The sequence below is a fragment of the Yersinia sp. 2541 StPb PI genome, assembly GCF_052217145.1.
GTDB lineage: Bacteria > Pseudomonadota > Gammaproteobacteria > Enterobacterales > Enterobacteriaceae > Yersinia > Yersinia enterocolitica_E.
The window spans coordinates 3,392,246-3,409,868 of the sequence record NZ_JAZGQB010000001.1 but is presented as its reverse complement, the minus strand read 5'-3'; the positions used below and the strand labels follow the sequence as shown (position 1 = coordinate 3,409,868).

Here is a 17,623-nt window from a genome sequence, read left to right as displayed (position 1 = left end):
GACTATCTATAATAAATTTTTGATACGTATCATTGGAAATAATTGGCATGAGTAAATGTTATACTATAAATGATAATATTACATTTTACCCTGAAAGTGGTATCCTCTCATCCTCTTTGGGTGGCGCTCGCATTAAGATCAACGTGCCAACAGCACAATTACTAGAGGCGTTTGTTAATAGAGTTGGTTTGATAATATCGCAAAGTGATTTGTATTCAATTGCTTGGGGTGATAATGGTGTGAATGTCACACCGAACACTCTGTATCAAAACATTTCATTATTACGTAAAGCATTGCAAGATATCGGGTTGTCTGGTGAAGCCATCACGACTGTAAGAGGAAAAGGGTTTATCTTTACGGTCACTAAAGTTGCAGAATGCGAAGTCGATATTGACCCTGAAGATGAAGTTGATGAAATTATTATCGAGAATATTGTCCCTCAGCAGCAAGATGAGAAATTAGTAACCAAAAATAAATATAAAATATATAATATAGTATTACTATTCGCATCTGTGTTGATTTTCTTTGGCGCTGTGTTTTATTTTATCCATAAAAGTATTCCTAAGCGTATAATCGATTATCCTAAAAACTTCACATTTTTATCAAAAATTGATGGGTGCAGTATATTCACCAGCACTGAATTACATAACTTGGAAAGTCAGGAGAAAGTTAATACGTTTCTAAGTGGCCAATCATTAGAGTGTAATAATTACCCTTATATTTACTTAAACTATACAATAAGACACCCTACAATATCAGTTATTTCTTGTGAGTTTGAAGTTAATTATAGTAAGAAGAATAATTGTAGAACTGAAATATTCGTCAATCATGGTGGTTTTAATGAAATCAAATACTAAATACATACTGCTGATTTTCATCTCAGTCATCATGATTGTTTCCGCTATTGCTTATGCTTATTTTTTAGCGGATAACAACAATAAAAAACTAAATTGCCATGGTGTGCATTATACGTATAGTAAAAATTTTAACATCAAGTCCAATGTTGAAATAAATCTATATAGCAAAAATGGTTATATGATAATAAATGGAATTGTTACTAATAATAACATACCCTATCAATTGACTAGGAAGACACTATTTAATATCTCTGATATTGATAATAAAACGATTCTGACTTTTACTGGCGTTGAGATTAGTCTTTCAGACGAAGTGAGCCGAACTGATCTTGAGCAAATGCTACCTAGTTTTATGTCTCAAGTAGGTAGTAATCTCTTAATTTCTATTTATAGAATTAACAATAATAATTATATTATTGAGTCTAATGGTGTGGCAAGTTTTCTGTGTAATAAGGATTAGTTTATTGGGTGTTCTGCTTAAAGGTCGGCATGGTTTTGACTATTTTAAATAGAGATATTTAAGCAGTTTTTTATCATACCCTATATCTTTATTATTTCTTTTTAAGGTTATATTCATTATTCTGAATATTAACCAAGTCTTAACTTGGCTAAATTCCGCTCAACTAAAGCCCATCTTCCTCCCGCAGTTGTAGTGAAATTCCCATGCAAGAAAATCACATAATTATTCTTTATTTCAATATGTTATGGTGCATACGTGACACTTTGATATGGGCTTCTTCGCATAATTTCATTAATTAATTTTTATTAAGACCTTATGATTTATATTATTTTTTAGCTTATGTTTTAATTGCTGCTCTAATTTTTTAATTCAAGTAAAGAGTACATTTTTATGCGCTGCATGATAACTATATCTGACCACAATAATTTTTTTTCGTATGGGTTGTATCATTTATTTAAGAGCCACCTTAAAGTTTGTTTATTGGTTAAGACTACGAGTCTTGACAATGAAACTGATGATGGCTTTATCGCTATATCCTTTTGTGAGAATGTCAGCGTTACTCTTAAAATTAGAGACAAAAAACATATGGCAAAAGAACTGGCTTCGGAAGTTGTCATTTTTAGGAATGACAGCATTAATCAATTAAGCCGTAAAGTTGAATGTATAATCACCAATATGTTAAAGCATGGTCACGGGCATGATGTTATCTATAATGATCGTGGGGTAATTAAATTAACGTCAACTCAAATAAAAATTTGCAAATTTTTTTATGATGGGATTACCACTAAGACTGCTTCTCTTTTGCTGAATTTAAGTGAGAAAACCATTAGCACTCACAAACGAAATGTTATGAGGAAGATAAATGTTATTAATAATCAAGGGCTATATCTCTGGATTGAAAAGAATAAGAATCACTATTTTTAAATAGACGTGAAAATAAATTAATTTAAAATAATAAGGTTTTGCTTTGATGAACGATGTTGCTCTTGTGAATAAAATTTATTTCATATTGAAAATAATACTGTCTATCGTGTTCGTCTATTCCGTTTCATTTTTACTGCTAAAATTTAGATATGATAAAAATGATGTTATTAATTGTAATGCGAATCTGACCATTCATAGAGAAGAGTTGGGACTAATGACAAAACTTATGGTCGAATTTTCTATGAATAATAAAAATGGAATTGTCTATATTGATGGCGTTGTTTATAAAAATAATGAGAAAGTAGGCACGATAAGTCGTAGAACCTTTTTTGATGTAACAGCGATTAATGATGATTTGTTATTAACATCGAAGAGAAACTGGGTGACTGAAACTAATAATGTGGATGAATCTTTATTTTCAGATCTGATGCTATCGAGGTTTTATTTAGTTGATGATCATCCCATGGCTGCTTTCTTCACTAAAAATCGTAACGGAAGTTATTATATTTCGACTAAAACAATGCCCTATGTGTACTGCTCTAAGGTTTTAAGAGATCGCTAGAGTTTAGCTTTTTAGAAATAGTGGTCTATTAGCATACTGAGGATATCATTGCTGGTCAGCCTCCTGTAAGTAACCCGTCAACGCGAACCACTCATTCCGGCATACTGATTATGTCCCCTGGAGGAGACAGCCATGTGCAAGCTCCATTATCTGTTAATTGTCTTTATGCAGTCTATTGGGGTTAGGGAACCTGAAAAGATGTCGGCCAGCAAAGCTGGGCTATCTCAGGTAACTGACTTCAACACATAATCCCAATTGGTGGATTTAGCTGTCATGTTTCAAACATATTCGGACTGATATTCTGTATTGTCGGTGTTGAACAATACATTTAAGAGTAAAGTTAAATGTATTTAAAATCAATTGGTTAGATATTTATTTTTATTAAAAGTAAACCTGAAGAGTCTTAACTCCACCTTAATTAGACTAAATCATTAAATTTTTAGCTCTCTCTAGGACACACTCAAATCCTTAATCAACGTGTCATTAGAGGAATAAATACATGCGTTCAACACTTTTAACTTTATCACCTGCCGCTTTGTTATTGTTGGCTTCGGCTGGAACGGCCTTTGCAGCAGAATCTGGGCGTAATGCTATGATAACGATAGAGGCTAGCATCGTAACTGCCACCTGTGATGTATCGGTCACTGACCGATTGAATTTGAATAACCACACAGCAGCCGTTTTCACTGCCGCTAATACTTTTATTGATACGACGGCACAAAATTTTGATGTGAGACTTATGAATTGTGGAAAACCGTCGGCGGAGGATGATAAGGCGAGCTTGCGTATTTCGGGTTCAACACTGAGCGGTGGCAGTAACAATATCTTTAACAGCGATAATAGCTCTAGTGTTGGTGTCATGGTCAAACATGAAGGCACCATCCTACAAAGTGGAGACTCTATTCTTGTTGGGACTGCGGGTAGCACGCCAGCACCTGGAGATTTTGAAAAATCGATTTCTTTAAGTGCCGCGTTAGCTACCACTAATATATCAGCCATCGAAAATACAACGATTAGTGCGCCAATTACATTTAGTTTTGTTTATAACTAACCATTTCTGATGGCAGGTGATGATAACTCCCTGCCATCAGGCAAGAGGAGTTTGAGTAATGAAATTTTTATTTCGCACGCTGTCTTTGATATTTGTTGGTTTGACTGCCACTCAAACCGTTCAGGCTGGCGGATTTGGTATTAGTGCCACTCGGCTGATTTACCCACAGGGAGCGTCGAGTGTTTCACTGACTTTGCGCAATACGCAACCAGATGCTCCTTATTTGGTACAGACCACAGTCAGCGCTTCTATTGATGGGAAAGGAGTCGCCCCTTTTTTGGTCACTCCTCCGTTATTTCGCCTCGAACCAAATAGTAGCAACCAAATTCGGATTTCTGCTAATGGTGTGGCTTTGCCCAGTGATCGTGAATCGGTTTTCTATATTAATGCTCGGGCTATACCCAGTAGTGTTGCAGGAACAGGAGAAGATCAGCAACAAAGCGTGGGTGGTGAAGTAAAACTGGGCGTTGCGAACGTCATCAAGTTATTTTATCGCCCTGCTGGATTAGCCCCGACTGTCGCCAATGCCCATAAGAATCTACAATTTACCCTAGTGAAAGAGGGATTACAGGTTAATAACGCCTCACCCTATTTTATTAACTTTTCTGGCATCAGTTTTGCCGGAGAGGCGCTATCTTTGGCGCGCGCCGAAGCCAGTATGATTGCCCCTTTCAGCAGCCATATCTTCCCGACCAAAGTTAAACAAGGGGAGATCCGCTGGCGGGTGATCAACGATCTTGGAGGTATCGATGCCTTTACTAAAGTGGTGCCGTAATGCGGGTTCTGCGAGCTTTTTCATCTGTGTAGTCGCTCTGCCGGTACAAGCTGCTGAAATAGTGGATTTCCGTGCCACCATTGTTCCTGGAACTTGCGAAATTAAGCTAGATCAAGAGTTTTTGGATTTGGGGAGCGTCCAAACAAGCTCGTTGTTATCGGGAGCCGTGGCTGCATCCAATACTTTCTCTCTGAAAGTACAAAATTGTAGCGGGACGGCACCTGGTAGCCAAAAACCTGTCATCCAGGTCACTGGCAATGGTGATGGCAGTGGCAGCAAATGGCTGTTTCGTGACGCTGACTCAGACGCTCAAGGGGTTGGTGTGCTGCTAACTCAAAACATGAATACCGTTCGCCATGCTGACAAGCTGCAATTTCAAGGAATAGTCCCGCCAGCCACTGGTGCCGCTATGGCATTTTCCGCAGGGGTATCCTGTATTGATTCGGGGGGCTGTAATCCAACCACCGGTAAACTCATTGCTCGAGTTACCTTCAATTTTCTTTACGATTAAGAGCACATTATGATTCGAGCCCTTCGTTTCCGAGACTTGCAACTTATCAGTGGCTTACTCCTTAGCCTCTGGGGAAATAGCGTTTTTGCTGCTGATGGCGGAATAAGCCTTGGACAAACGCGGGTCGTATTTAATGAAACTGATCGGGCGCGCACTGTTCTGGTTAAGAATGATGGCGATAAAACTTATTTAATTCAGTCTCTGGTTCAACTGGGCCCAGATAATAAGCAAGCAACACCATTTATCGTGACACCACCCTTATTTCGGCTGGAGCCTAATAGTCGTAATTTGCTGCGTATTATACGTCAGAATGAAGGAACATTATCGCAGCAACATGAATCGGTGTTTTATTTATCTGTTCTGGCGATTCCTGCTCAAGCCTCCGAGCTGACAGAGCAGGCCCAGTTATCAATGGGAATTCGTTTTTTGATTAAGCTGTTCTATCGCCCCGATGGGTTGAATATGACCCCGGAAGACGCTTACTGCAAATTACAATTTACCCAAGTCGCTGAGGGTATCCGTGTAGAAAATCCTACACCCTATTTTTTAACGCTGGGGCAATTGAATATTAATCATCGCGCCGTTAGTTTCGAGCAGTACCCGGCAATGATTGCCCCTCACAGTAATCAAATTTATCCAGCTATTTCACCGTTGGCAATGGCTGACTGGCGAGTGATTACCGATTACGGGATCCTCTCGCCGAAATGCGAATATTCACCGCCATAATTTCTGGAGAGTAAATGAAAAGTTTCTGGACTCGCCTGTCATTAATAATGATTGGGAGCTTACTGATGCTGAACAGTTTATCGGTGAGCGCAAATCAGGCTGAACTTAAAGGTATTTCCTTTTATGTGATGCGGGTTATTTACCCGGAAAAAGCCAGTCAGGGTGTTGCATTAACCGTCTATAACAAAAGTGATCAGCCTTTTTTAATGCAATCTTGGATTCGGAGTATGGATCCTCAAACTGGCGGCGTTGCACCGCAGGGCAAAATCGTTACTCCGATGCCCTTTATTGTCACTCCGCCGCTGCAACGACTGGAGCCTAATAGTGATTTGACCTTGCGTGTTCGGCGTACCGGAGGGGAGTTAGCACAGGATCGGGAGTCAGTATTTTATATTGCTACCAAGGCTATCCCATCTACACCTGCGAATATGGCGCAAAACGGCGGTCAATTAACGTTAGCTGTTGTCAGTAATCTTAAACTATTTTACCGCCCGTCCAGCCTGCCGGACAGTGGGGTGGCAGGTGCTGCCTCACAATTACGCTTCCATCTGGAAGGTAATACGCTGGTTGCTGAAAACCCAACGCCGTTTTGGTTGACATTTTCTCGGTTAAAAGTTGGTAACTATTTGTTTGATAATGCGGCTATGCGCCTGATGGTTCCACCAAAAGGGCAGCAACGCTATAACTTGCCTGCGGGTACAAAGGGGCCAGTTGAGTGGCAATTGCTTGATGAGACAGCGTGGAATACGCCATTAGAACAACAAAAATCACTTACTGGCTCATCTCGATATTGATATCCAGTTTACCGACAAACTTATTTTAACTGCTGGTTAATCATATGTTTTTAATTCCAATTTTGTGTATTGGCAAAACAGATAAACCAGGTTGAGCTAAATATCATGAAACGACACGTTAATGGGATAAAAATATCACCTATATTTACGGGTGCGATATTACTTACGTCTGTTCTGCCCGCTTGGGGCCGGGATTATTTTGATGCCGGGCTACTAATGCTTGATCAAGAGCAGTCTGAAAAAGTGGATTTGACTCAGTTTGAGACTACCGATCAGGTGCCTGAAGGGGCCTATCTGGTGACGGTATTTGTTAATCAGATTGAGCGCGGCGAGCAAACAATCACTTTCCAAAAAGGCTCGCGGAATAAGGTTGAGCCACTCCTCACGCCAGCGTTACTGAATGAGTTAGGCGTGAATACTAGTGCACTGCCGACATTCTCAAGTTTACCACTGGATAAGCCAGTGGAGGATTTACCTGCCCTGATCCCTCATGCGCAGGTGCAATTTTCATTGGCCAAGTTGCGGCTGGATATCAGTATCCCCCAAGTCGCAATGCAGCCAAATAGTAGCAGTCAGGTTGATCCCTCATTGTGGAATCAAGGTATTCCGGCATTTTTGCTGAATTATAACTTGAACGGCAGCCGCAGCCGACGTTCTTCCCAATCAGACTTGGGAACATCAGAGCAAACAAGCCTCTTTGCCAACTTACGGGCGGGGTTGAACTTTGATGCATGGCGTTTACGCAGCCTGATTACCCATAGCCGGAATACGACGAATGGTGATAATCGTGCGGGTGAAAGTACGCAGGACACCCAGTTTATCAATAGCTACCTGCAGCGGGATATCCAGCCTTGGCATTCTGAAATATTGGCAGGTGAAAGCAGCAGTGGCGGGGATGTTTTTGACAGCATTCCGTTCCGTGGCGTCAAACTTAACTCAACCGAAGAGATGTTGCCCAACAATCTGCGTGGCTTTGCTCCGGTTATCTCTGGTGTTGCGCAAAGTAATGCGAGGGTAACCGTGAGGCAGAATGGCAACATTGTGTATCAAACCTATGTTGCACCAGGCCCGTTTACGCTAAATGACTTGGGGCAGAGTGGTTCTTCAGGTGATTTGACGGTAACGATAACTGAAGCTGATGGCTCCGTTCGCACCCAGACTGTCGCCTATTCAACACTGCCGGTAATGTTACGTCCTGGTGCATTTAAGTATGAACTGACCAGTGGGAAATATAATGGCAGCACCACTGTTGGTTCTCAGGAGTCAACCTTTGGACTCGGCACTTTGGTTTATGGCTTGCCCTATAATCTCACGCTGTATGGTGGTGGACTGGTCGCGGATGATTACTTCTCAAGCGTGGTGGGGAGCGGGCTGTCTTTAGGGAACTTTGGCGCATTGTCTGCGGATGTCACTCAGTCGAACGCTAAGCTGAAGGATGTGGATGACCGGCAAAAAGGGGAGTCATATCGGTTGCGCTATGCCAAAAATATTGCCAGTACCGGCACATCAATTGATGTCGCGACTATGCGCTACTCGACCCGAAATTATTACAGTTTTTCCGATGTTAACAACAATGGCTACCAATTACGCGACGATCAGTTGCCCTGGTCACAAGACCGTAAGCGCAATAGTTACCAGTTACGTTTGTCTCAGAATATGGGGGATTTAGGATCGCTATATATCTCTGGGATGCGGGATAACTATTGGGACAACGGTAAGGTCAATAACAACCTTACTGCGGGCTATAGCAACAGCTACCACGGGGTGACTTACGGCATGAATTACAGTATTGACCGCATTAAAGGGGACAATAACTGGCCGGAGAACAGACAGTTATCCATGAACGTTCAAGTACCATTAAGTTTGTTGAGTGGCTCATCACTTGCTAACCGTAGCTTCGCCAGTTATCAGATGACAAATAACAACCAAGGTAGTGTTCAGAATCAGGCGGGTATTAACGGAACATCAATGGATGACCGTCTTTCTTACAATGTGACACAAGGCTGGTCTAACGACGGCAGCAGTGACATGGGGTCGGTGAATACTGGTTACCGTGGCAGCAAGGGCATGGCGAGTATGGGATATAGCTATGGTAGTGGCTACCGCGCGGTGAATATGAATGCCAGTGGCGGGGTGGTGGCACATGCCGACGGAGTCACATTGAGTCAACCTTTGGGCGATACCGTTGCATTAGTCAGTGCACCAGGTGCCAGAGGAAGTAAGGTGATGAGCGGCAATAATCAGGTGGACAGTCGTGGTTATGCGGTAGTGCCTTATCTCTCAAACTATCAGCGCAATAATATTAGCCTGGATCCGGCAACCCTGCCTGAAGGGGTTGACATAACGCAGTCAAGCCAAAATCTCTACCCAACTAAAGGTGCAGTGGTTAAGGCTAACTTTGCAACGCGCGTCGGTTATCAAGTATTGGTTACTTTGAGTAAAAGTGGCGGATTAATACCTTTCGGTGCCGTGGTTGCCGTTGAAGGGAGTGCGGGTGAAGAGCCGAATACCAGCATTGTTGGAGATGCAGGGCAGGTCTATCTCAGCGGGCTACCAGAAAGTGGTCGTCTAAAAGTGAAGTGGGGGGGGGATACTAGCCAGCAATGCAATGTAGCGTTCAATTTGGCGAACACTCCAGCCCCGTCAGCGGCTAATCCGATACGTCATTTGCCATTACGTTGTGAGGTTTAACATGTTGAGCACCGAGAATTCACCCAATAGAGGGGTAAACACCGTGATAGATAAAATAAGCACCACTGGTTTTACGCGGTTACGAATAGGGCTTTGTCTGCTGTCGTTGGGCGTTATTATGCCATTACAGGCAGCTATCATTGAGATTGGTAGTGGTAGCCAACAATGGGCAGGCCCAGCCATTAATCAGAATATTTCCACCAGTTTTGGTGACTACTATATGACGCTCAATCCAAATTATGGTCTTGTTGCCATCACGGGGGCGGGAATTCCTGAAACCTTGGGTTGCATTAATAACACCGCCCTAAGTGATGTTGGTGGAATTCAAGGGTATAAGATTGCTCAAGGTATTTTTTTGGTACCGCAGGCATCTTTCACTATGATTTATCAGTTAAATGCTGGCTTATCAGAAACCATGAGCGGAACTTTTAGCAATTCGGGAGTCCAGGGGACAGTCTCTGGATCTGGAAATGCTGCTGCAACGCCTGCAAATTCTGCCTGGTGTTTATCACCCCGGGCAATCTCGACACCCTCTTTTTTCGAGGAATATAGCGTCCGCAGTGGATCAATAACGGGCGATTGGGTCATTATCACCGATGGGACCCAGCAAGATGGAGTATTCCCCATTCCTGAGATGTATTTTAGCAGCAGTGCATTATCGAGTGCTACGAAGGCAAGTATTCTTACTGGCTATCAGGTTAAAGTTTCCACACGGCAATGCTCGATCAATATTAACAAATCGATCAACTTTGGCGAAGTAGAACATAATTCGACTTTGGGGGCTGAATTAGAACTAGTGAAGGATAGTCTGGTGGTGGGATGTACCCAAAATGGCGCTAATCCTGCCGCTAATATTAATATAAAATTTCAGGCTAATTCAGGGCTTTATGATGGTGAGACGACTCGATTATCCCTCAATGAGGGAGGCGGCTATATCACAGGTGAAATAACGGGAGTTACAGGAGCTGGAACATGTAATCTCACGCAAGGTCTGAAGTTTAATGGTGAACCAATGAAATTAGGTTCAATTAATGCGGGTGAATCTAGTGAAGTTTTCTCAAATGAACTCACCTGGCGACTATGTTCCGGTGGCGACACATTACCTGTTGGTAACGTTACCGCCTCGGCAACTGTCGATGTTATTTTCAACTGATAGTCGAATAAGTCTAGTGAACATATATTATTATATTTAATCTACAGTATATAAAAATATTCTAATTTATAGATAAATAAACAAGTAACTGAAGTGGTGGCATGTTGGGATCAGCATGCCGTGTCGTATTCTTGTATGAAAATCCTTCATTGAGGCTAAGAAGTTATTCTCATCGAGACAGTCAGTGACATACTCATTAGAAATTTGAGTATGGAATACCTTAGGTTTAGACGACCTGTATCATTGAATCGGCCTAAAAAACTATTTAGGCCACTCAATTATTATAGAGATAATAGGCGAAATGAAGAGATTCTGAGCTTTAAAATAACAGTAATACAGTCGGATTTTACACTTGAGGAAGCTTGATTTAATCAATTAAAACAAATGGTTAACTCTTAATTCAATTTGATTAAGACTGTGTTTCTTTCTTTTGAAAACAATAAGTATTAAATTTATATCACGTTTTAGATATCGGGAAACTAAGGCACTAACAATGAGCGAAATTATTATGGATAGGAAAGTGAGACGACGTTTTTTATGTAAAGATGTTAACGCTGGCACCAGAGGTAAACTGGCTTTAGGTATTGTACTTGTTTTTATTGGTGCAATGGGGATGCTATTTGCAATTACTCAATAGTTTAGTCAAAAGCCCTGAGTTGGCAAAATTTCATCAATATTATTTATTTCATATTTTAAGATGGATGTAAGAGTGACATGTTATGACATCCATCTTTATTACTCCATCGATACACATTGTTTTCCTAAAAATGATATGCATACCATGTTAATTAAAATGGTCAAATTTCCACTATCACTAAGCCATTCTATCCTGCTGTGAACCTATCTCTGCAAATAACCTTCTTCAGTCTCTAAAATTATTATCCAGAATCATAATGTTTTACTTAACCCCCTATAAAATGGATAAATGAGTTTTTAGTTTAGATTGTGGGATTTTAGTATTAAATGTAAATATTTGTTTTTATTGTTAACCTCATCTATCACATATTAAAAAAAATTAAAATAGGATATATCGTCTTTATAGTGCGACATAATGCCTCACTTTATGATGAATATTTAAACATAATATCATCATTATTTTAAAACAAAATGACTTATCATTAAAAATTGAAAATATTTTCAATATCATTAAATTCTTGTTTTATTTTTTTAATATGTGCTCTATGTTTTAATCGTGGATTGGCCGAGAGGTTTATCCATGCTGAAATCTTAAATTATATTATCTAAATTCTATTAAAGGATATTCCTATGAAAAAGATTAACGTAATTATGTTAGCTGCAACCTCAGTATTATCAGCATGTTCCTTTTATGTATCAGCCGCTACGGTTGATGTATCGAAATTGATGAAGGATACAAGTTACACACAAAATACGTCCATGACCTCAGACTTGATGTTGATTAAGCACGGCGGCCATGGTGGTGGTCATGGAGGGAATGGAAACGGAGGCAACGGTAACGGCGGTAACGGCAACGGTGGTAATGGTAACGGTGGCAATGGTGGTAATGGCGGTAATGGTAACGGTGGTAATGGCAACGGCGGCAATGGAGGTAATGGGGGGAACGGGGGCAATGGTGGTAGTGGTAATGGTGGTAACGGCAATGGGGGGAATGGTAGCGGTGGGAATGGTAACGCGGGCAACGGAAGTATGTAATAACGAATCCCCCCTTATTGGGGGGATATCAATTACGCCTGGGAATTAATAGCCATAGATGAAATATAAATGCATTGTTAAACAAGAGTTAAACAAAAGTTAAGTTAATTTATATTTTATGTTGATCTAAGCAATTTTGTAATCTATGTTTCATTTTATATATATACGTGACTGATTAAAATGAAAATATTACAGGCACTACCTCAGCATAAGAAGCTAGCTATCATTACTTGGGCTAGGATTTTTGCAATATGTAGTCAACTTCTATTAAGTGTTATTTTATTTAAAGGAAAATCAAACTACATCTATTCATTTGTATTCCCCATTGCTATTATTTTATTTTTATTGTTACTCAGTATCGTTGTGACATTATACAGGATGAGGCTTCCTTCACCACTAGAAGAAAGAGAACTTGTTGCTCAGATTTGTATTGACTTACTTTTATTTACTCTCTGGGAGGAGTTGAATTTCCATGGAGAAATATTAAGTGTTTCATTTTACCTTCCAAGTGTAGTAATGGCCTTTGCTATTCTATCTAATAAAAACATTGCATTCATAGTGATTTACTCTGCTATTTTATTTTATATTTCATCTAAGTTAACATTATCAAATCATCTCGAAATTACGCATAGACCTAAAAGTATAGAATACTATGCTCCGTGGGTGAGTTTTTTAATGTCCACATTTATTATCATTTTCTTTATAAAAAAGATGAATGACGTGTCAATTGAATACAATAATGATTTAATTCGCTCAAAAGAATATCAAAAACAGTCGGATATAATATTTTCTTTTGGTCTGCAAGCTGCGTCTTCTGCCCACGACATATCAAAACCTATATCAACAGCGGTTCTGGCCTTAGAGGAGATTAAGCTATTTAAACCAGGGGAGCGATCGGGTAAAGAGTTTGATGAGTATTTAAATTTAGCCTTGGAACAAGCAAAAGAGTGTACGAAAAAATTAGCTAATATGTCATTTTCATTAGGATTTAATGAGTTTGAAAATGAAGAAGCTATCAACTTATGTTTATGGCTTGACGGCGTATTTGGTTCATTTAAACTTAAGTGTGATAAAAATATAATTTATAAATTACCCAACACCTGCGTATATATCAAAAATGCTGGCATTCTCCATACTATTATTGTTAATTTACTTGAGAATGCTAATTCGGCTATTCCCAGTGACAATGGTTTCATTCAATGTGGTTGTAAGATAGAAAATGGTAATGCAATTATAAGCATAACTGATAATGGATGTGGTATACCAAATGATTTAATCAACCTCCTAGGAAAACAACCGGTAAAAAGCACAACCTCTGGATATGGTATTGGCTTGATGTTAGCCTTTTCTAATGCAGTCAGAATTGGTGCTAAAATAAAACTATACTCAGATTATACCGGAACAACAGCCACTATTAGGGTGAGATTGTTATGATGGAAAAGATCTTAATTTTGGATGATGATGATGTATTTACTAATACGCTATCAACGATTCTGCTTAGAAAAGGATTCTTTGTTAATATAGCAACCACTGGAGTGCAGGCCGTCAGAATGGCCGAATCTACTCAGCATATGTATATTGTGATAGATCTGCAGTTGAAAGATGACTCTGGGCTAGCATGGGTTTCTGCATTAAGACATCTTAACCCATTATCTAGAATTTTAATTCTGACAAATTACTCTAGCATCACTTCAGCCATCATTGCGTTAAAGAAAGGGGCTGATAATCTTCTGCAAAAGCCAGTGAGTGTGGATAACATTCTATTAAGTCTTCGTAATGAAATACCAACATTAAAAAATGATAAGGGTAGCCCATTTACCTACCCCTCACTAGAACAAATGGAATGGGAGTATATAAATAAAGTTGTGGATGATCATCTTGGTAATATTTCTGCTTCGGCAAGAGCGTTGAATATGCATCGACGAACATTACAACGCAAACTTTTGAAAAAGAATATTCCTAAACCTTCATAGAAATGATTTATGCTAGAGAGGTATATTTCAATGTTTAGTTTACTGGCCGAAACTTACCGTTTTCTCAATAACTATTTCTGGTTCTGTCGCATTAAGGTGCCGTTCGGTAACATGCTGTTTTTTTGAGATGTTACCTGCTCATGTCTCTGATCCGAAACGCTTTCAGCCGCCTGCATTATCCCGTCGATATTATTGCTCAGTGTGTCCGCTGGTATTTGGCTTACTCACTGAGTTTACGCAACCTGGAAGAGATAATGGCAGAGCGTGGTATTGTCGTTGACCATTCAACGCTGCATCGTTGGGTTAAAAGTGGTGCCAACACGGCAGCGCTGACTATACTCAACGCCGACAAACCAGAAGAAGAAATCATTACTGTCAGGCAGAACAAGTATCTGAATAATCTGGTTGAACAAGATCACCTGAATATTAAACGCCACATACGCCCGATGCTGGGATTCAAATCGTTTCGACGGGCACAGACGATCCTGGCTGGCATCGAACTGATACATATGATACGCAAAGGACAATATCAACCTCCGAAAAATGAGGGATTGTGACCAGCAGAACAATTTTATCTGTTGGCTGCCTAAAAAAACGGCAGCCCAACCTTTGCTGACTGGCCTACGCTAATGCGACAGAACCATAAAAATGCTGCCTATCAATTCCTTAAACGGGTGTTAAAACCCTATCCTGTTGAAAGACAGCAGAAAATACTCAATACCGATAAACATTCGTCATACGGTTACGCTATTACTCGTTTGATGAAAGAAGGAAAGCTACGGGATGATGAGAAGCAGCGGCAAGTCAAATACCTGAATAATCGTATCAAGTCTGACCATGTCCCCATCAAAAAATTGGTAAAAGCGGCCGGGGGGTTCAAACGGCCAAATCGAACCTGGTCAACGCTTCAGGGATTTGAAACATTGCGACGACTGAATAAAGGTCAATTTGATATTTGGCTACGCGGTGACGAACCTGAATGTCGAGTGCGGGAAAGATCCGCCTTTATGAATCGGCTCTTTAACATTGAGACGGTTTTAGCCTAATGATTCCACCCATCAATGAGTAAAATCACCGACTCTCATTATTTGCAACAAGCCCATTTAGATGGGGTAACCATACTGGTTAAAGGAAATGTGAGCAATCAACACTACTCGGCTGTAAGAGTTTATATGGGTTATGGGTACCGACGAAAAACCCAAAAATATCAGCTATCGCGTTGATGTTGATAGTAAAATAACTGAACCAATGATATGTAAAAAATTAAATAAAATTGTAAGTTATCTCTTTTCAAGAGTATCAAATTATGCGATCTTAATAATTCAGTTCCAACTTTTTTTTAACTTATTTTTACCATATCAATATACAAATACAAGGAAGGTTAGTCACTATGCAAATTCCAATGGTAGCTCTCATTCTCGGGGTTATAACCCTATCCGGGTGTGCTACGCCTAAACAATGGGAAGCAACTGGAGGTGGAAAGTCTGATGGGATCGTTCAGATTTCTTATGAACAAGGCCAGTTTGAAAACGGACAAAGTTCAGACTCCCAAGGTTTAACAGTAGCCACAGAGCGTTGCAAATTTTGGGGATATAAGAGTGCATTGAAGTCGGGTACTGAGAAATCTATTTGCAAGACTATGGGGAAGTACAATTGTTTGCAAACGACAGTAACTCAGGATTATATCTGCGAGAAATGACTTTAGAATTCACTTAATCTTTTGTGAGCTCCTGCTAAAGGGGCTCAACTGTTTGTCAGCCTCCATTAAGGCTCTGTCGCATTAGCGTAAGAAGTTAGCAAAAGTGGCGCTGCGAGTTGTTTAGGCCGCCAACAGATAAAATTGTTCTGCAGGTGGCAATCCCTCACTTTGCGGATGTTGATATTGCCCTTTACGTATCATGTGGATTAATTCGATGCCCGCCGGAACGATGTGAATCCCAGCATCATGCGTATCCGACGTTTGATATTTCGGTTATCCTCGGCGATGGTTAGCAGTTGTCCCAATTGGCCCGGGCAATCCCAACCTTGGCCTTTGCAGTACAAAAAATCATCTTAACGTACAATATTTTCCGTTTCCCAAACGGAGTCCATAATGAGGAGCAAAGGCTGGGATATAAAATGTGGGAGAAGACTTGAATAACAATAAACATATAAAAACCACTACTTACATATGGAAATACTTTTCATCCAAGCGCTCTAAATAAACCATTGAATATGATTCAGCGATGTGAGTATTTACTGCTAATTAAAAATTAATAATTGTCTGAAGTTTATATATTCATTAACGAGTTACAGTAAAAGTCAGACTTTCGCACCACAAATTAGCTCATTAAATGCACTATTAGTGCTTCTTTTATGAGCTTTAATGTGTAGAATGCCGCTCTCCAGAAGGATTTTAGTCAATGTGTTAACCAAGGAAAGCCATTCACCTCATATTTCAGATACCCTTATGTTTAAGACTATAACCCCCGTTATGATTGCGATTGTCTCTTTATTTACATTTCCCGCGCTTGCCGAACCCTCAGGGAAATTGGTGAGCTCATCATCCTTACAAAATGCGTCAATCCAGTCTGCGTCTGGGCGTCATGAGACACAAAAACTCAAAAAAATCCTGACCCATTATGATGAGTGGGAAGGTGTCAGTTACAAGCTTGGCGGGAATACACGTAAAGGTATCGATTGTTCTGCTTATATGCAGCGCATTTTTGAAGATGAGTTTTCCCTGAGTTTGCCAAGAAGTGCCCAGGAACAAATGAAACAAGGCTCTCGGATCACCAAGGAAGCTTTAGATACTGGCGATCTGGTTTTTTTCAAAACCTCACGACAAACACGACATGTGGGTGTTTACATCGGGGAGGGCAAATTTATCCATGCCTCGAGCAGCGTGGGTGTGACCATCTCAAAGCTTGATAATAAATACTGGGGAGCGCGGTATGAGCAAGCACGGCGTATTAATCATACGGAAGCATAAACTCACTATACCACTACAATCATAGCTCTTACCCATTGCCGCCAGTTCCTGGCGCATTCCCGAGCACTGTGCGGACGACAGATTTTGACATGTTGCATCAATTGCAGCATCAAAAGCTTTATCCTTCGCATCAAGGTCACTTACCAGATTCTCAGTCTGAATTTTCTTCTCACCTTCCAGATACGGCAGTGACCATTTCGCATCCTGACGTTGTTTCTCGTTAGTCGCATTCAGCGCATTATTTTCCACTAAAAATATATTTTGAATCAACGAGCTAGATCTTTCGATAGTAAAAGAACCAGTAGGCACATCCAACACCAACTGAACTAGTCTTCAATGCTTTATGAAAGTTATCCTTCAAATATCCTAGCATCTGATCACCATCACCATCACCAATCCAATACCCAAGCACTTGAAAAATAAAACTTACAAAAAAAAGCATTAAAGAGAAAGCAACGCATAAATACAACAGTACCAGTAGTGATTTTTTACTTATTAACATTG

General features: G+C 40.2%; 20 protein-coding genes and 2 pseudogenes. 19 read left to right on the top strand and 3 right to left on the bottom strand.

The window, feature by feature from the left end:
* The first annotated feature begins 47 nt into the window (after positions 1-47).
* The 18 genes and pseudogenes from V1953_RS15430 (at position 48) to yecR (ending at position 15,847) form a co-directional block, all read left to right on the top strand.
* Positions 48-857, top strand: coding sequence for a winged helix-turn-helix domain-containing protein (locus V1953_RS15430; protein WP_083159777.1), 810 nt, complete (start codon positions 48-50; stop codon positions 855-857).
* Positions 841-1,317, top strand: a complete 477-nt coding sequence (locus V1953_RS15425; protein WP_227746554.1) for a hypothetical protein — start codon at positions 841-843, stop codon at positions 1,315-1,317. Before V1953_RS15430 ends, V1953_RS15425 begins: the two co-directional genes overlap by 17 nt.
* Positions 1,318-1,797: 480 nt before the next feature.
* A complete protein-coding gene (locus V1953_RS15420; protein ID WP_442851098.1) occupies positions 1,798-2,241 on the top strand; it encodes a helix-turn-helix transcriptional regulator in 444 nt (147 codons plus the stop codon).
* 46 nt (positions 2,242-2,287) lie between these two features.
* The gene (locus V1953_RS15415; RefSeq protein ID WP_083159773.1) at positions 2,288-2,803 is read left to right on the top strand and encodes a hypothetical protein; all 516 of its coding nucleotides are present in this window, start codon (positions 2,288-2,290) and stop codon (positions 2,801-2,803) included.
* A 499-nt stretch (positions 2,804-3,302) separates the two neighbouring features.
* Positions 3,303-3,854 (top strand): fimbrial protein, encoded by a 552-nt coding sequence (locus tag V1953_RS15410; RefSeq protein WP_083159771.1) that lies wholly within the window; start codon positions 3,303-3,305, stop codon positions 3,852-3,854.
* 58 nt (positions 3,855-3,912) lie between these two features.
* Positions 3,913-4,629, top strand: a complete 717-nt coding sequence (locus V1953_RS15405; RefSeq protein WP_083159769.1) for a fimbrial biogenesis chaperone — start codon at positions 3,913-3,915, stop codon at positions 4,627-4,629.
* Complete coding sequence (locus V1953_RS15400; protein WP_420073797.1) at positions 4,604-5,140, top strand: fimbrial protein; 537 nt, start codon at positions 4,604-4,606, stop codon at positions 5,138-5,140. Before V1953_RS15405 ends, V1953_RS15400 begins: the two co-directional genes overlap by 26 nt.
* Before the next feature lie 9 nt (positions 5,141-5,149).
* Complete coding sequence (locus tag V1953_RS15395) at positions 5,150-5,866, top strand: fimbrial biogenesis chaperone (RefSeq protein ID WP_083159765.1); 717 nt, start codon at positions 5,150-5,152, stop codon at positions 5,864-5,866.
* Between the two features lie 14 nt (positions 5,867-5,880).
* A complete protein-coding gene (locus tag V1953_RS15390) occupies positions 5,881-6,660 on the top strand; it encodes a fimbrial biogenesis chaperone (RefSeq protein WP_420073796.1) in 780 nt (259 codons plus the stop codon).
* A 105-nt stretch (positions 6,661-6,765) separates the two neighbouring features.
* On the top strand, positions 6,766-9,351 hold the full coding sequence (locus V1953_RS15385) for a fimbria/pilus outer membrane usher protein (protein WP_442851097.1): 2,586 nt from the start codon (positions 6,766-6,768) through the stop codon (positions 9,349-9,351).
* Positions 9,352-9,394: 43 nt separating this feature from the next.
* Positions 9,395-10,504 (top strand): adhesin, encoded by a 1,110-nt coding sequence (locus V1953_RS15380; protein WP_442851096.1) that lies wholly within the window; start codon positions 9,395-9,397, stop codon positions 10,502-10,504.
* 493 nt (positions 10,505-10,997) lie between these two features.
* Positions 10,998-11,141 (top strand): hypothetical protein, encoded by a 144-nt coding sequence (locus V1953_RS15375; protein WP_193784703.1) that lies wholly within the window; start codon positions 10,998-11,000, stop codon positions 11,139-11,141.
* Positions 11,142-11,770: 629 nt separating this feature from the next.
* Positions 11,771-12,175: a hypothetical protein gene (locus V1953_RS15370; RefSeq protein WP_372558303.1), complete on the top strand. Its 405-nt coding sequence runs from the start codon at positions 11,771-11,773 to the stop codon at positions 12,173-12,175.
* A 180-nt stretch (positions 12,176-12,355) separates the two neighbouring features.
* Positions 12,356-13,609, top strand: a complete 1,254-nt coding sequence (locus tag V1953_RS15365) for a sensor histidine kinase (protein ID WP_442851095.1) — start codon at positions 12,356-12,358, stop codon at positions 13,607-13,609.
* Positions 13,606-14,148, top strand: a complete 543-nt coding sequence (locus tag V1953_RS15360; RefSeq protein WP_083159755.1) for a response regulator transcription factor — start codon at positions 13,606-13,608, stop codon at positions 14,146-14,148. Before V1953_RS15365 ends, V1953_RS15360 begins: the two co-directional genes overlap by 4 nt.
* 140 nt (positions 14,149-14,288) lie before the next feature.
* Positions 14,289-14,705: a DDE-type integrase/transposase/recombinase gene (locus V1953_RS15355; RefSeq protein WP_442851094.1), complete on the top strand. Its 417-nt coding sequence runs from the start codon at positions 14,289-14,291 to the stop codon at positions 14,703-14,705.
* Between the two features lie 78 nt (positions 14,706-14,783).
* Positions 14,784-15,194: pseudogene (locus V1953_RS15350) on the top strand (DDE-type integrase/transposase/recombinase); the annotation flags it as partial.
* A gap of 344 nt (positions 15,195-15,538) precedes the next feature.
* Positions 15,539-15,847: a YecR family lipoprotein gene (gene yecR, locus V1953_RS15345; protein WP_083159751.1), complete on the top strand. Its 309-nt coding sequence runs from the start codon at positions 15,539-15,541 to the stop codon at positions 15,845-15,847.
* Between the two features lie 120 nt (positions 15,848-15,967).
* Here yecR and V1953_RS15340 read toward each other — a convergent pair.
* Positions 15,968-16,134 (bottom strand): annotated as a pseudogene (locus tag V1953_RS15340) (IS6 family transposase); the annotation flags it as partial.
* A gap of 418 nt (positions 16,135-16,552) precedes the next feature.
* Here V1953_RS15340 and V1953_RS15335 point away from each other — a divergent pair.
* The gene (locus V1953_RS15335; protein WP_372568841.1) at positions 16,553-17,119 is read left to right on the top strand and encodes an NlpC/P60 family protein; all 567 of its coding nucleotides are present in this window, start codon (positions 16,553-16,555) and stop codon (positions 17,117-17,119) included.
* Here V1953_RS15335 and V1953_RS15330 read toward each other — a convergent pair.
* Positions 17,048-17,368 carry a DUF6862 domain-containing protein gene (locus V1953_RS15330; RefSeq protein ID WP_442851334.1) on the bottom strand — a complete coding sequence of 107 codons (321 nt, stop codon included), beginning with the start codon at positions 17,366-17,368 and terminating at the stop codon, positions 17,048-17,050. The two genes, V1953_RS15335 and V1953_RS15330, sit on opposite strands and share 72 nt — an antisense overlap.
* 25 nt (positions 17,369-17,393) lie before the next feature.
* The gene (locus tag V1953_RS15325) at positions 17,394-17,621 is read right to left on the bottom strand and encodes a hypothetical protein (RefSeq protein ID WP_442851348.1); all 228 of its coding nucleotides are present in this window, start codon (positions 17,619-17,621) and stop codon (positions 17,394-17,396) included.
* Positions 17,622-17,623 lie beyond the last annotated feature (2 nt).